13 protein-coding genes are annotated in these 13,160 nt (G+C 64.2%); 6 read left to right on the top strand and 7 right to left on the bottom strand.

Features of this window, described 5'->3' with window-relative positions:
* Positions 1-521 precede the first annotated feature (521 nt).
* The 5 genes from ABIE32_RS18430 to ABIE32_RS18410 form a co-directional block, all read right to left on the bottom strand.
* Positions 522-1,892, bottom strand: coding sequence for a TolC family outer membrane protein (locus tag ABIE32_RS18430; RefSeq protein ID WP_429018221.1), 1,371 nt, complete (start codon positions 1,890-1,892; stop codon positions 522-524).
* 75 nt (positions 1,893-1,967) lie between these two features.
* Positions 1,968-2,303, bottom strand: coding sequence for a rhodanese-like domain-containing protein (locus ABIE32_RS18425; protein WP_429018219.1), 336 nt, complete (start codon positions 2,301-2,303; stop codon positions 1,968-1,970).
* Between the two features lie 60 nt (positions 2,304-2,363).
* Positions 2,364-3,077, bottom strand: a complete 714-nt coding sequence (locus ABIE32_RS18420; protein WP_429018217.1) for a protein-L-isoaspartate O-methyltransferase family protein — start codon at positions 3,075-3,077, stop codon at positions 2,364-2,366.
* Positions 3,074-3,247 carry a hypothetical protein gene (locus ABIE32_RS18415; protein WP_224152433.1) on the bottom strand — a complete coding sequence of 58 codons (174 nt, stop codon included), beginning with the start codon at positions 3,245-3,247 and terminating at the stop codon, positions 3,074-3,076. Before ABIE32_RS18415 ends, ABIE32_RS18420 begins: the two co-directional genes overlap by 4 nt.
* Positions 3,244-3,924, bottom strand: coding sequence for a TetR/AcrR family transcriptional regulator (locus ABIE32_RS18410; RefSeq protein WP_429018215.1), 681 nt, complete (start codon positions 3,922-3,924; stop codon positions 3,244-3,246). The genes ABIE32_RS18415 and ABIE32_RS18410 overlap by 4 nt, the downstream gene beginning before the upstream one ends.
* Positions 3,925-4,166: 242 nt before the next feature.
* Between ABIE32_RS18410 and msrA the strand changes: the two genes are divergently transcribed.
* Positions 4,167-4,718, top strand: coding sequence for a peptide-methionine (S)-S-oxide reductase MsrA (gene msrA / locus ABIE32_RS18405; RefSeq protein WP_429018214.1), 552 nt, complete (start codon positions 4,167-4,169; stop codon positions 4,716-4,718).
* A 73-nt stretch (positions 4,719-4,791) separates the two neighbouring features.
* Positions 4,792-5,268, top strand: coding sequence for a Fur family transcriptional regulator (locus ABIE32_RS18400; RefSeq protein WP_429018212.1), 477 nt, complete (start codon positions 4,792-4,794; stop codon positions 5,266-5,268).
* A 31-nt stretch (positions 5,269-5,299) separates the two neighbouring features.
* On the opposite strand, the gene ABIE32_RS18395 is transcribed toward ABIE32_RS18400, so the two are convergent.
* Positions 5,300-6,259: a DMT family transporter gene (locus ABIE32_RS18395; protein ID WP_429018210.1), complete on the bottom strand. Its 960-nt coding sequence runs from the start codon at positions 6,257-6,259 to the stop codon at positions 5,300-5,302.
* A 359-nt stretch (positions 6,260-6,618) separates the two neighbouring features.
* On the opposite strand from ABIE32_RS18395, the gene ABIE32_RS18390 reads away from it, so the two are divergent.
* The 3 genes from ABIE32_RS18390 to ABIE32_RS18380 all read left to right on the top strand — a co-directional run bounded on the left by ABIE32_RS18390 (position 6,619) and on the right by ABIE32_RS18380 (position 10,785).
* Positions 6,619-8,007 (top strand): phosphomannomutase/phosphoglucomutase, encoded by a 1,389-nt coding sequence (locus ABIE32_RS18390; RefSeq protein WP_429018208.1) that lies wholly within the window; start codon positions 6,619-6,621, stop codon positions 8,005-8,007.
* 39 nt (positions 8,008-8,046) lie between these two features.
* On the top strand, positions 8,047-9,459 hold the full coding sequence (locus ABIE32_RS18385) for a 3-deoxy-D-manno-octulosonic acid transferase (protein WP_429018206.1): 1,413 nt from the start codon (positions 8,047-8,049) through the stop codon (positions 9,457-9,459).
* A 141-nt stretch (positions 9,460-9,600) separates the two neighbouring features.
* Entirely contained in the window at positions 9,601-10,785 is a 1,185-nt protein-coding gene (locus tag ABIE32_RS18380) for a CynX/NimT family MFS transporter (RefSeq protein WP_429018205.1), read from the top strand.
* 358 nt (positions 10,786-11,143) lie between these two features.
* Here the strand turns inward: ABIE32_RS18380 and soxR are convergent, their stop codons facing one another.
* Entirely contained in the window at positions 11,144-11,692 is a 549-nt protein-coding gene (gene soxR / locus ABIE32_RS18375) for a redox-sensitive transcriptional activator SoxR (protein WP_429018204.1), read from the bottom strand.
* A gap of 216 nt (positions 11,693-11,908) precedes the next feature.
* Between soxR and ABIE32_RS18370 the strand changes: the two genes are divergently transcribed.
* Complete coding sequence (locus tag ABIE32_RS18370; RefSeq protein ID WP_429018203.1) at positions 11,909-13,153, top strand: efflux RND transporter periplasmic adaptor subunit; 1,245 nt, start codon at positions 11,909-11,911, stop codon at positions 13,151-13,153.
* Positions 13,154-13,160 lie beyond the last annotated feature (7 nt).

The following is a 13,160-nucleotide window of genomic DNA, read 5'->3' as shown; positions in this document are numbered from 1 at the left end:
CACCGAGCTGGGCACGCCCCAAACGGTGGCCGTGGCATAACTACGTCTGGGGTTTGGGGAGACTCAGTCCCAAACCGATTTATGCAACAAGGCCGTCGAAAATGGTAATGGTTGGATTTATCCAGAATTTGATTTGGTGCGTTGATCGAGAGTCATCGCAGCCGATCCACGACCCCATTCGTCGTCCTCCATCAGGATGCTCATCTGTATTTCCTTTCACGATAAGCGCCGCTAAAACCTGAGCAGAGATTCACTGGGTCAATACAGTTGCTTCGTAGGGGGGCGCCTAGCCGGGGCGCCAAGCCTTGTCGTACATCTGTATTGCCTGCGGCTTCGCCTAGTGTGGCCCGGCTTAGCGCCGCCCGGGCTGACGAGGCCCGGCCTGACGAGGCTCCGCGCCTTGTCTCAATCGCAAATCTACGATTTTCTGGGTTGTGTTTGCGGCTCTTATTCGTGCTGCGTTCGCGCGATGGCTGCACGCCAGGGCCGGGGTTTCGGCCCTTGTGATCCCCGCTGCAGGCTCAGGGCTTGTTAGTGGCTTGCGGCTTGGCCAGCAGCAGATCGATGGCACGAACATCGTCCAGCGTCAGATTGCCGCTCGCCTGCTTGAGCTTGAATTGGCCCAGCAGGGTGTTGTAGCGCGCCTGTGCCAGATCGCGCTTGGTCTGGAACAGCTGGCTCTGGGCATTGAGCACGTCGATGTTGATGCGCACGCCAACTTCGTAGCCCGTGCGGTTGGCGTCCAGCGCGAGCTGGCTGCTGGCCTCTGCGGCTTCCAGGGCCTTGACCTGGCTGGCACTCGACTGCACGCCGAAAAAGGCGTTGCGCACGCTTTGCGTCACCGTGCGGCGCGCGTTGTCCAGCTCTGCCTCTGCCTTGGTCTCCAGCGCCACGGTTTCCTTGACCCGGTTTTGCACGGCAAAGCCGGAGAAGAGCGGCACATTCAGGACGACGCCCACCGCGCCCTGGTTGGCGTTGTAGCCATTGGTGGGCATGGTGATGCTGCCCTTGGGGTAGAACTGCCGGCCTACACTGGCCTGCAGGTCGACGGTGGGGAGGTGGCCGGTTTCGGCCTTTTTCGTGTCGAGCCGGGCATTGTCGACAGCCAGTTGCGCAATGCGGATCTGTAGCTGATCGGCCTGCGCCTGGTCGACCCAGGGCAGCACGCTGTCGGGCATGAGCGCAGGCAGCCTGGCGGGCTGCTGCAGTGGCCAGGGCTGGTTGCCGGGCATGCCGACCACATTGTCGAGCGCGAGCCGCTTGACGGTCAGATCGTTGTCGGCGGCAATTTCCTGGGCGCGGACGAGGTCGAAGCGGGCTTCGGCCTCGCGCGAATCGGTGATGGTGGCGGTGCCCACATCAAAATTGCGCCTGGCGGCGGCCAGCTGCTCCTGCACCGCCGCTTTCTGTGCCTGCACGAAGCGCATGGTGTCTTCGGCGGCCAGTACATCAAAATAGGCCTGGGCCACCCGCACCAGCAAGTCCTGGGCTGCGGCGTCGAGCTGAAGCCTGGCGATGTTGGCGCCGAGCTTTCCCTGCTCCAGTGCAATGCGGTTGGCGGGCCGGTACAGCGGCTGGCTGGCAACCAGGCCCAACTGGTGGTTGGGGCCGGTGATCGTCAGCTCCGGCTTGCTGACTTCGGTGCGGCTGTATTGCGACTGCGCCTGCAGGGCGACCTGTGGCAGCAGCCCCGCACGGGCCTGCTCTGCGCGGCTGATGGCGGCGTCCACATTGGCGCGTGCGGCCAGCCATGCTGCGTCGTAGCCGCTGGCCTGTTCGGCCATCTGCGACAGGCTCTGGCTGTGGGCGGCAGTGCCGCCCCAAGCGAGCAATGCGCCTGCAATGCAGGTGTGGAGCCACAAGAGACGGGGCAGGGCAGGTGCTGGGCGCATGGTAGGTCAGGAGATGGGGCGCAAGCGCTTGTTCATCCAGCGCAGGCGGCTCTGAGTTGACGGGTCTTGCGGGTCTTAGTAGCGAGGAACGCGGGGGTCGCGCTCTGCGCTCCACAGGTCGATGCCGCCGGTGATGTTGGACACCTCGGTAAAGCCGTTCTGCGTGAGGAAATGCGCCACCTGCAGGCTGCGCATGCCATGGTGGCACAAGCAGGCAATCGGGCGGTCTTCATCCAGCTGCGAGAGGGTCGCCGGAATCTGCTGCATGGGGATGTTCAGCAGCTCGAAGCCATCGGGGCTGACCGAGGCGGTCTGCACTTCCCAGGGCTCGCGCACATCCAGCACCAGGGGTTGTGCCCCGGCGTGGCGGGCCAGCCATTCTTGCAGTTGTGCAGGGCGGATTTGCTCCATAGCTTTCTTTCCGCCATGCAGCTGCGCCAAGGGCCGCTGCATGGCAATGGGAGGGCGGGTTCAGAACTTGAAGCGTGGCGCTTCCGGGAAACCCTTGAGGCGTGCCACGACGATATCCCAAGGCTGGCTCACGTCGATCTTGCCCTTGGTGCGGGTGTACAGCGTGGTGCGCATCATCGGCTCGTTGCCGACAAAGGCGATCAGGCGACCGCCTTCGTTGAGCTTGTCGAAGAAGGCTGCCGGCACTTCGTGCACCGAGCCGCTCAGCACGATCACGTCGTAGGTGCCGCCGATGGCCTTGACGTTGGAGCCGTCATCGAGAACCACGTCCACATTCCTGATCTGCGTGCGGTGCAGGTTGGCGCGGGCCAGCTCGACCAGAGCAGGCTCGATCTCGATGGTGGTGACCTGCTTGGCCAGGCGCGACATCAGCGCAGCCATGTACCCCGATCCGGTACCGATCTCGAGCACGTTGTCATTGGGCTGCAGCTTCAGGTCCTGCAGCACGCGGGCTTCGACGCGCGGAGGCATCATGCAGTGGCCGTTGGCGATGGCCTCTTCGCCGTCGTCGCCGAGCAGCGGCAACTGGATGTCCATGAAAGCCATGTCCTGCAGGCCATCGGGTACGAACTCTTCGCGGCGCAGGGTGCCGATGAGTTCGAGCACCTGCTCGTCACCCAGGCTCCAGGGGCGCACCTGCTGCTCCACCATGTTGTAGCGTGCGAGCTGGTACTTATCACTTCCATTCGTGACCATGTTCAAGGGCAAACTCATTCCAGACTCCAGTTGACTTGTGGGGTGAGATAAAACGATGACAAACCCCTGATTTTAGGCTGCTTACGCAGCTTGCGCGGGTTGGCACCGCTTTTGCACCAACCATTGCGCAAAATCATTGGCTTGGCAGCGTTGAAGTGCAGCAGGGTGGGGCAAGGCGAGGTCTTCATGGCAGGGCACCTCTGGCGTCGGGAGCGAGGCCGCGTACCAGGGTGTCAGCCTGCAGCCGCAAGAACGCCGGTACGTCAAACTGCGGGTTGGGCAGGCACAGCCCGCCCGAGCTCTGGGCAATGGCGCAGAAGATCAGCGGGGCCAGTACCAGGGTGGCGCCGTACCCCACATCCATGGCGCGCAACTCGCCCCGGTCGATGCCGCGCTGCAAAATGCGCTCAACCAGGCGGTTGCCCGGCACGACCACTTCCTGCCGGTAGAACGCAGCGATCTCGGGGAAATTGTTGGCCTCGGCCATTACCAGGTGCGGCAGGCCGCAGGCCTTGGTGGCGCCGATGCGGGTCCACCAGACCTCGTAGCAATAGTGGATCAGGCTGGCGGTGTCGTCCTGGTAGTTGTCCAGCTCCAGGCTCCATTCGGCAAAGCGGTCGGCCAGCACATGGCGAACGACAGCCTTGAATAGATCCTGCTTGCTGGGAAAGTACAGGAACAGGGTGCCCTTGGATACCCCCGCAAGCCGCGCCACTTCTTCCACCTTGGTGGCGGCGTACCCCTTGCTGACAAACAGATCCAGCGCGGCGTCCAGCAACTCACCCGGGCGCGCCTGCTTGCGCCTGCTTCTTCGAGCAGGTGCAGAGCTGGTGCCCGGTGGAAGGTCGGAGGTGAGAGTGCCCATGCGAACAGAAGGAAATCAGTGCCAGGAGTGGAGGTGGCGTGCAAGCAAAAGGCCAGAAAAAATTACTGACCCGTTGGTTATTAATGTAGTGGCGCAGTTCCTTGCCGTCAAGCCCGAGCGGCTCTTGAATGGCCTGGAGGCCGCCCGCAAATAAAGCCATGCGCTGACGAAATGGGCCACATTTTCTCTGGTACAACAGTCAGCCATACCGTCACTTGTTGCATATGTCTCCTGGAGCACGCATGGCCATCGATGAACGTTCCACTACCGAAAAAATCTATCTGGCGGGAGGGTGCTTCTGGTGCACCGAAGCCGTGTTCTCACGGGTGCGCGGCGTCCAGAGTGTGACCAGCGGCTATGCCAACGGCCATGTGGCCCAGCCCAGCTATGAAGCGGTCTGCAGCGGCACCACCGGCCACGCCGAATGCATTGAGCTGGCGTTTGACCCGGGCGTGCTGCCACTTGCGCAGGTATTGCAGATATTCTTTGCCACGCACGACCCGACCACCCCCAATCGCCAGGGCAATGATGTAGGCACGCAGTACCGCAGCGGCATCTACACCACCAGTGCCGAGCAGCTGGCAGCGGTGCGTGCGTTTGTGCAGCAATTGGCAGACAGTGGCCAGTTCGGTGCGCCGGTGGTCACGGAGGTGGCGCTGCTCACTCAGTTCTGGCCAGCTGAGATCTACCACCAGGAATACTTCGAGAACAATCCGCGTCAGCCGTACTGCCAGTACGTGGTCAGCCCCAAGGTGGACAAGTTGGAAACCCGCTTTGCCAACTGGCTGAAATAGGTGGCAATGCCTGGACATGCATTTGGACAGGCATAATGCAACACAATTGCATCAGCATTGGTTCACTCGCCCCATGTCCGCACGTATCCCATCCACCACGACTGCTGCCTTGCGCGTAGACGCGCTGCCCGCCGGCATGCGCGCAACGCGTGCCACCAAAGCCTTGCTGGCCCTGGTGGCCGCGCAGCCGGACATGCAGTGGTCTGCCGCCGATGTACAGGCGCGCCTGCAGAAAATGGGCGTGGACGTAAACCGGGTCACCACCTACCGCTTGCTCGACAGGCTGGCAGCCGCCGGAAGGCTGGTCAAGAGCGTGGACAGCGAACGCCTGACCCGCTATTCGGTGCCCACCCATGCCGAGGCACTGCACGTGCGCTACGAATGCACCGATTGCCACCAGGTGCAGGCGCTCGACGAGAGTGCCGATGCCCAGATTGCCCACGCCATGGCGCAGTATCTGCAGACCCTGCAGGGCCAGGGCCTGGCGCCTTCACAGAGCGAGCTGCGCCTGCAGGGGCTGTGCGCTGACTGCAAATCAGGCCATCGCTAAGGCATTGAAAGAAGTCCTTGCTGGGCGGCGCTCAGGCCTTCTTGGCCCCGATCAGCCCTGTCGAGAGCATGGTGCCTCCGATGATGATCGCGCCGCAGCCCACCATCCAGGCCGTGATCGGCTCGGCCAGGAACCAGTTGCCGTAGAGCAGGGCAAACACCGGCGCCAGAAAGGTCACCGCAATGGCGCGGCTGGGCCCGGCCGTCTGGATGATGCGGAAATACAGAATGTAGGCGATGCTGGTGCACAGCAGGGCCAGCGCTGCCACTGCCAGCCATGACGAAAGTGGCGGCATCTGCGCGGGCCACAGCGCAATGGTGGGCAGCAGCAGGCCAAGCGCCGCGCCAATCATGCTGCCGGTGGCTGTGGCCAAGGGCGGTACGCCCACCAGGTAGCGCTTGGCAAAACTGGCCGCAATGCCGTAGCTGAGCGATGCACACAGGCAGGCGCCTATGGCGGTATAGGCGGCCCAGCCGCCGCCGGTGCTTGCCGGCCGGTCATGCAGAGCGAGCAGCGCCACACCAGCAAAACCCATCAGAAGGCCAATGGCGCGCAGCGGCGTGATGCGGTCGCCCAGCCACAGCCAGGCTACCAGCGCGCCAAACAGCGGTGCCGCGGCATTGAGCACCGAAGCCATGCCGGTGGGCATGTGCACCACGGCATACGAAAACAGGGCAAACGGAATGGCCGAGTTGATGAGGCCCGAGAACAGCACCGGGCGCCAGTGCGCGCGCAGCGCAGGCCATTCGCCGCGCACCAGCATCACCGGCAGCAGAAACAGCGCGGCCAGCGCCACGCGCAGGCCTGCCGTGGGCACGGAGCCGAACTGCGATGCGCCCAGGCGCATGAACAGAAAGGATGCTCCCCACAAAACGGCGAGCACGACAAATTCCGGCAACCAGCGCATCACGGGGATGGATGCGGCTGAGGGCAGGGCGGCTGGCGGAGAGACGGTCTGTGCCGGGGCTTGGGGCGTGGTGGTGCTGGGCATGGTGGTGGCGGGTCAGCGCAAAGCGGTTGTCACGGCAGGAAAAGGCCGTGGACAGGTGCTGATAACGGGTGCTGGTAACAGATGCTCCATGCTAGCGGGCGCGGGGGCCGTGATTGGTGACATTCTTGCGCCGAATTGATGCGTTGTGTTGATTGCTATTTATTTTATAGCTTATAGCGCCAGCCCGCTGGGCGGTTGCAGTCCATTTTGCCCTCTACTCCTTTTGTTGGCAGGCAGGGGCCATGTGCCTTCTGGCCGGAAGCGGCTCACACAGTGCCTACAATAGCCTGCTCCCGGTATCGCGGCTTCCGAGCGAAGCCGTTTTTGTGTGCGCCGGGCCAACCAAAGGGTTTCGTACTGTGCCGATTTCTCCATCGATCTTCAAAGCCTATGACATTCGCGGCATTGTGCCCAGCACGCTGAACGAAAGCGTTGCGCTGAAACTCGGCCGCGCCTTTGGCCAGCAGGCCCTGGCCGCAGGCGAGATGGTGGTGGCCGTGGGCCGCGATGGCCGACTCTCGGGCGATGAGCTCGGCCGCGCGCTGATCCAGGGTCTTGTGGAGGCGGGCGTCGAAGTGATCGACGTTGGCCGCGTCACGACGCCGATGCTGTACTTTGCAGCCAGCACCCTGTGCCACAGCGGCATCCAGATCACCGGCAGCCACAACCCGAAGGATTACAACGGTTTCAAGATGGTGATGGGCGGCCGCGCCATCTACGGCGACGAGATTCAGAAGCTGCGCCAGATCATGGAAAAGGAAGCCTGGCGCATGCAAGGCGGCGGCAAGGTGCGCGAGGCCGATGTGACGCAGGCCTACCAGGAGCGCATCGTGTCCGATGTGAAGCTGGCCCGCCCGATGAAGATCGTGGTCGATAGCGGCAACGGCATTGCCGGTGCTACGGCACCAGCCATCTTCCGCGCCCTGGGCTGCGAAGTGACCGAGCTGTTTTCCGAGGTGGATGGCAATTTCCCCAACCACCACCCGGATCCCAGCAAGCCCGAGAACCTCAAGGACCTGATCGAGGCGCTGCAGAACTCCGACGCCGAGTTGGGCCTGGCCTTTGACGGCGACGGCGACCGCCTGGGCATCGTCACCAAGGACGGCCAGAACATCTTCCCCGACCGCCAGATGATGCTGTTTGCGCAGGATGTGCTCTCGCGGGTGCCTGGCGGCGAAATCATCTACGACGTGAAGTGCTCGCAGCGCCTGGCGCCCGCCATCGAGGCGGCAGGTGGCAAGCCGGTGATGTTCAAGACCGGCCACTCGCTCATCAAGGCACGCATGCGCGAAACCAATGCACCGCTGGGTGGCGAGATGAGCGGGCACATCTTCTTCAAGGAACGCTGGTACGGCTTTGACGACGGCACCTACGCCGGCTGCCGCCTGCTGGAGATTCTGAGCCGCGCGCAAAACCCCAGCGCCGTGCTCAATGCCCTGCCCACCAACTACAGCACGCCCGAGCTGAACGTTGCCTGCGAAGAGGGCGAGCCGCACAAGCTCACCGCCCAGTTGCAGGAAATGGCGCCTGCCGCCTTTGCAGCGCCCGCCGTCATCAACACCATTGACGGCCTGCGCGTCGACTGGCCCGATGGTTTTGGCCTCATCCGCGCAAGCAACACCACCCCCGTGCTGGTGCTGCGCTTCGAGGGCCACAACCAGGCCGCGCTGCACCGCATCGAGCAGGACATGAAAGCCCTGCTGTTGAAGGTCAAGCCGGATGCCGTGGTTGGCAGCGCTGCGCACTGACACCCCCGCCACGAACGCCAACGCCGCCGGGAAAGCGCCATGGGACTGAGCCTGATTCTCTACCGCTGTGCGGCGCGCATGGCGCGGCCGCTGGTGCGGCGCAAGCTGGCCCGCCGCGCGGTGGCCGAGCCCGGCTACGCCGAAGCGGTGGAGCAGCGCTTTGGTGATTACGGCGATATACCCGCCTACCAGGCGCTGCCCGATATGCCGCTGGTGTGGATTCACGCCGTCTCGCTGGGGGAGACGCGAGCCGCCGCCATTCTGCTGCGCGAGTTGCGCCTGCAGATCCCTTCGCTGCGCCTGCTGCTCACCAACGGCACGGCCACTGGCCGGGAAGAGGGCAGAAAACTGCTCTTGCCTGGAGACATCCAGGTCTGGCAGCCGTGGGACGACAAGGCTTCCGTGCGGTCGTTTCTGCGCCGCTTTCGGCCCGCCATCGGCATTCTGATGGAGACCGAGATGTGGCCGGGGCTCGTGGCCGAATGCCAGAAGGCCCATGTGCCGCTGGTGCTTGCCAATGCGCGGCTCAATGAAAAATCGTGGCGCGGTGCCAAACGGCTTGCATGGCTCTCGCGCCCCGCCTACCAGGGACTGTCTGCCGTCATTGCCCAAAGCTACGCTGATGCGGCGCGCCTGCGCGAGGTGGGTGCGCCGGTGCAGGCCGTGCTGGGCAATCTGAAATTCGACGTGCAGCCCGATGCCGAGCAGCTGGGCCAGGGCCAGACCTGGCGGCAAGGCGCCCAAAAGCCGGTGGTCCTGCTGGCCAGCAGCCGAGAAGGTGAGGAACAGCTGTGGCTGGACGTGGTGTTGCAAAGCAAGGCGCTTGCGCCCGCCCAGCAAGCGCCAGATGCTATCGATAGCGAAGCGCCTCATGCCTCTGAGACGCCTTCTCAAAGCCTGTGCTCTGTGCAGTGGCTGATCGTGCCCCGGCATCCGCAGCGCTTTGACGAAGTGGAAAAGCTGCTCACCGGCGCGGGCCTGAGTGTATCGCGCCGCAGCCAGTGGCAGGGTGGCCCGGAGGCTGCCGATGTGTGGCTGGGCGACAGCATGGGCGAGATGCAGCTGTACTATGGCCTTGCCGATGCAGCCCTGCTGGGCGGCAGCTTTGCGCCCCTGGGCGGCCAGAACCTGATCGAGGCAGCCGCCTGCGGCTGCCCGGTGGTGATGGGGCCGCACACCTTCAACTTTACGCAGGCCGCTGCCAGCAGTGCAGAGGCCGGTGCTGCGCTGCGCGTTGACGGCATGGCACAGGGCATTGCACAGGCCGTGCTGATTGCCACCCAGCCTGCGCTGCGCAGCAGGATGCAGCAGGCCGCCTTGCATTTTGCGCACCACCACCGGGGGGCCGCCAAAGCCAGCGCGCAGATGATCGCCGCGTTGCTGGAGTCGACCGAAGGCTTTGTGAACACCGGTTTTGAAGCGTCGATCTTCGACGAAGAGTCGCGCGGCTGAAGGCTTCTGCCTCCACGAGGCGCCGCCGTGATTGCGGATAGCTGGAGGCTTGGGATGCGATAGCCAGAATTGGCATTGACTTCAAGTGCGCTTCAATTTTTAGACTGCAGGCCATTTCCTGTTCTTCTTGATCTGGCGGATATGCAAGCACAACCCCATCACACCTCCTGGCGCACCATTGCACTGGCGATCTTTGCGGCACTCAATGCCGCCTTCCAGATTGGCAAGGTCATCATTGCGCTGCCACTCCTGCAAGGCGCGCCGCTGCACCTGAGCCTGCGGGAAACCGGCCTGGTCATCTCGTCGCTCGCCATTGTGGGCGCCGTGCTGGCCATGCCGCTGGGCCTGATGGTTTCGCGCTTCGATGCGCGCAAGGTGCTGTGCGCCGGGGTGGCGGTGCTGGCATTGACCAACTTTGCCGGCAGCTTTGCCACGGGGATCGGGTTATTGATCGCGTCGCGCGTGGTGGAAGGCATTGCGGTGGTCGTGCTGCTGATCTGCGCGTCGAGCGTGGTAGGGCGCCAGGCCGCGCCCCGCGAGCGCGACCTGGCCATGGCGTTGTCAAGCACGGCGGTGCCCAGCGGCATTGCCCTCATGATGCTGGGCGCTACCGTGGCGGCGTCGCTGGGTTACCCCGTGTCCTGGCAGCTGCTGTGGCAGCTCAATGGCTGGCTGGCCGTGGCCAGTGGCGTGGTGCTGTGGCTATGCCTGCCTGGCATGCCGGCGCTGGCGTCAACCGCTGTGGGCAGCGGCGCATGGAGCGCCATCCGCAGCGTGGCGCAGGCGCGAGGGGCGCAGCTCATCGCCCTCTGTTTTGCAACGTACGCGATGATCTATTTCGCGTTTTCCGGCTTTCTTCCCCTGCTGCTGCGCGATCTGCTGGGCCTGTCGGCCCGGCAGGCGGGCTATGTGAGCGCCGCCATCGTGGCCGTCAATGTGCTGGGCAATATCAGTGCAGGTGCCCTGATGCGGCGTGGCGTGCCGCCGCGCTGGGTGGTGGGGGCAGGTTTTACCATCGGTGCGGTGTGCATTTCGCTGCTGTTCTGGGTTCCACTGCCCATGCAGGCGTCGGTGGCCGTTGCCATGCTGATGACCGGGTGCATGGGCTCCATCCCGGGCGCCCTGACTGCAGGCGCGCCCAAGGCCGCGCCCAGCGCGGCGCTGGTGCCGCCCACCATTGGTTTCATGCTGCAGGGCAGCTATGTGGGGCAGTTGCTCGGGCCGCTGGCGGCCGGCGTGCTGGCCCAGGCCGGTGGCTGGTCGATGGTGGCCTGGATGCTGCTGGCTCTGGCCGCCTGCGGCGTGTGGCTGGCCCGCAAGCTGTAAGAACGTGTTTACGATCTCCTCGCGCCGCGACAGTGGCTTTGCGGGGCGCCCCTGACCGAGCGCCCCTAACTGGGCGTCCCCAAACCCACTGTCCCTACGGGTTGGAGTGAAATCGGGCGATTTCTTCGCGCTCGCCCTTGCTTGCACCCCGGTGCAAGCTGCGGCCCATCGCTTCGAACTCATCCCGATTGCACTCCAACGCGGCTGCGTAGAGATCGTAAACACGTTCTAAGGAGCGCCGCGCTGCGGGCGCGAGCAACACCCCCGGCCATGGTCTGATCGCGGTCTGAACACCGTCTGGCGCGAGCTGCTGCGTTGTTTTCTTCGTCAATGGCGACCGCGATTACAGCGATTGCCTTCAACAGGCGCCTTGCGGTGTATCCCGACCCGTGTCCAGCCCATGCGGTGAGGGCCCTGCAGCGCATCCGTGGCAGCTTTCGTCCTGCGCGGGCACCAGCCGGTCGCCCAGCCAGACCCGGGGGCCGGCGCCTTTTTCTGCAATGCAGTCGGCGCGGTTGAAGACGTTGCACACCTTCATCGACAGGCAACCGCAGCCAATGCAGTCTTCCAGGCTTCTGCGCAGGTGCATCAGCTCCTGGATGCGCTCATCGACGCGGTTGATCCAGGTTTTCGAGATGCTGCTCCACTCATCGCCCGTGGGCGCATGGTGCTTGGGCAGCCCATCGAGCTGCGCGGCAATTTCTTCGAGCTGAAAACCCAGGCGCTGGGCAAACACGATGTAGGCCACCCGCCGCAGGCTGGAGCGCCGGTAGCGGCGGTGGCCCGCGCCACTGCGCACGGATTCGATCAGGCCCAGCGACTCGTAGTACCGCAATGCGGAGGCGTTGACCCCGCTGCGCTGCGCAATCATGCCGATGGGCAGCAGCTCATCATCCCCAGGATTCATGGTGGTAATCCATTTTTTAATTGACTTAAAGCTTACTTTAACTTGAAAAATGCGGCGCAGCAACGGGCAAAAGCAGGGTTTGTCTCTGTGTGGTCATTGCGGCCACGCTCGTGCTTTGCCTTCATGTCTGCCAGCACTCCGGTCTGGCAGGCCAACGGATGGGGCTCCCGGTCGCGCCTGCGGTTCGGGTTTGCCGTCCACTCATGGAATTGAACAATGACATCAGCAATCAGCGCGCACTGGTTTGTGCGCACCGGCCTGGCAACTGCGGCCAGCATGGCGCTAGTCGGTTTAACCGCCTGCAAGCAAGCCAGCGGAGGGAGTGAATCTGCTGCCGCAGGCGAGCCGCCGCCAGCGCAGGTCAGTACGGCGCAGGTGCAGTTGCATCCGGTGCAGCAATGGGATAGCTTCAATGGCCGCATTGCCGCCAAGGAGAGCGTGGAAATCCGCCCCCGCGTGGGCGGCTACATCGACAGCGTGAACTTCAGCGAAGGGCAGGCCGTGCGCAAGGGGCAGGTGCTGTTCACCATCGACGCAAGGCCCTACAAGGCAACACTGGCAAGCGCCCAGGCCCAGCTGCAGCGCGCCAAGGCGGCGCAGGCCTTGGCCAGAACGCAGGACCGGCGGGCCCGCGACCTGCTGGCAGACCGCGCCATCTCTGCCGAAGAAGCCGACAACCGCGCAGGCACCCTGGCGCAGACATCGGCAGAAGTGATGGCGGCCGAGGCCGCCGTGGCTGCTGCGCAGCTGGATCTGGGTTTTACCGAGGTGCGCTCGCCCATCAGCGGTGTGGCGGGGCGCGCCGTGCTCACGGCAGGCAACCTGGCCCAGGCCAACCAGAGCGTGCTCTCCACCGTGGTGTCGCAAAACCCCGTGTATGTGTACTTTGATGCCGACGAGCAAAGCCTGCTGCGCAGCAGGCAGCAGGCGGTAACGAGCAAGGCTGAGGGCAAGGGTACGGGCGGAAGCGGGGGCGCAGGAGCCGCGCAGGTGCGCATTGGCCTTGCCAACGAAGACGGCTTTCCGCACACCGGCCAGGTGGGTTTTACCGACAACCGGCTTGATCCGCAGACGGGCACGCTCACCGTGCGCGCCACGCTTGCCAACGATCAGGGCCTGTTCACGCCCGGCATGTTTGCCCGCGTGCAGATGCAGGGGCGCAGCGATTTTCAGGCGGTATTGATCGACGACAAGGCGGTGCTGACCGATCAGGACCGCAAATACGCCTACGTGGTGGGCGAGGGCGGCCGCGCCGAGCGGCGCGAGCTGAAGCTCGGCCGCATGTTCGAGGGCCGGCGGATTGTGGAAGCGGGCCTGCAGCCGGGCGACCAGCTGGTGGTGGCAGGCATGCAGCGCATCTACTACCCAGGCATGCCGCTGGCCCCCAAGCCACAGGCCGAGGCGGGCAAGCCCCAGGCGGCTCTGTCAGAAGAAAAACTGGCCACAGCGCCCGGCCAATAAGCGGAGG

Origin of the sequence: Comamonas sp. 4034 (genome assembly GCF_050434545.1) — a bacterium.
GTDB classification, from domain to species: domain Bacteria; phylum Pseudomonadota; class Gammaproteobacteria; order Burkholderiales; family Burkholderiaceae_C; genus Comamonas; species Comamonas odontotermitis.
Note: the sequence above shows the minus strand (reverse complement) of the source record. Positions and strands in the feature narration are given on the sequence as shown.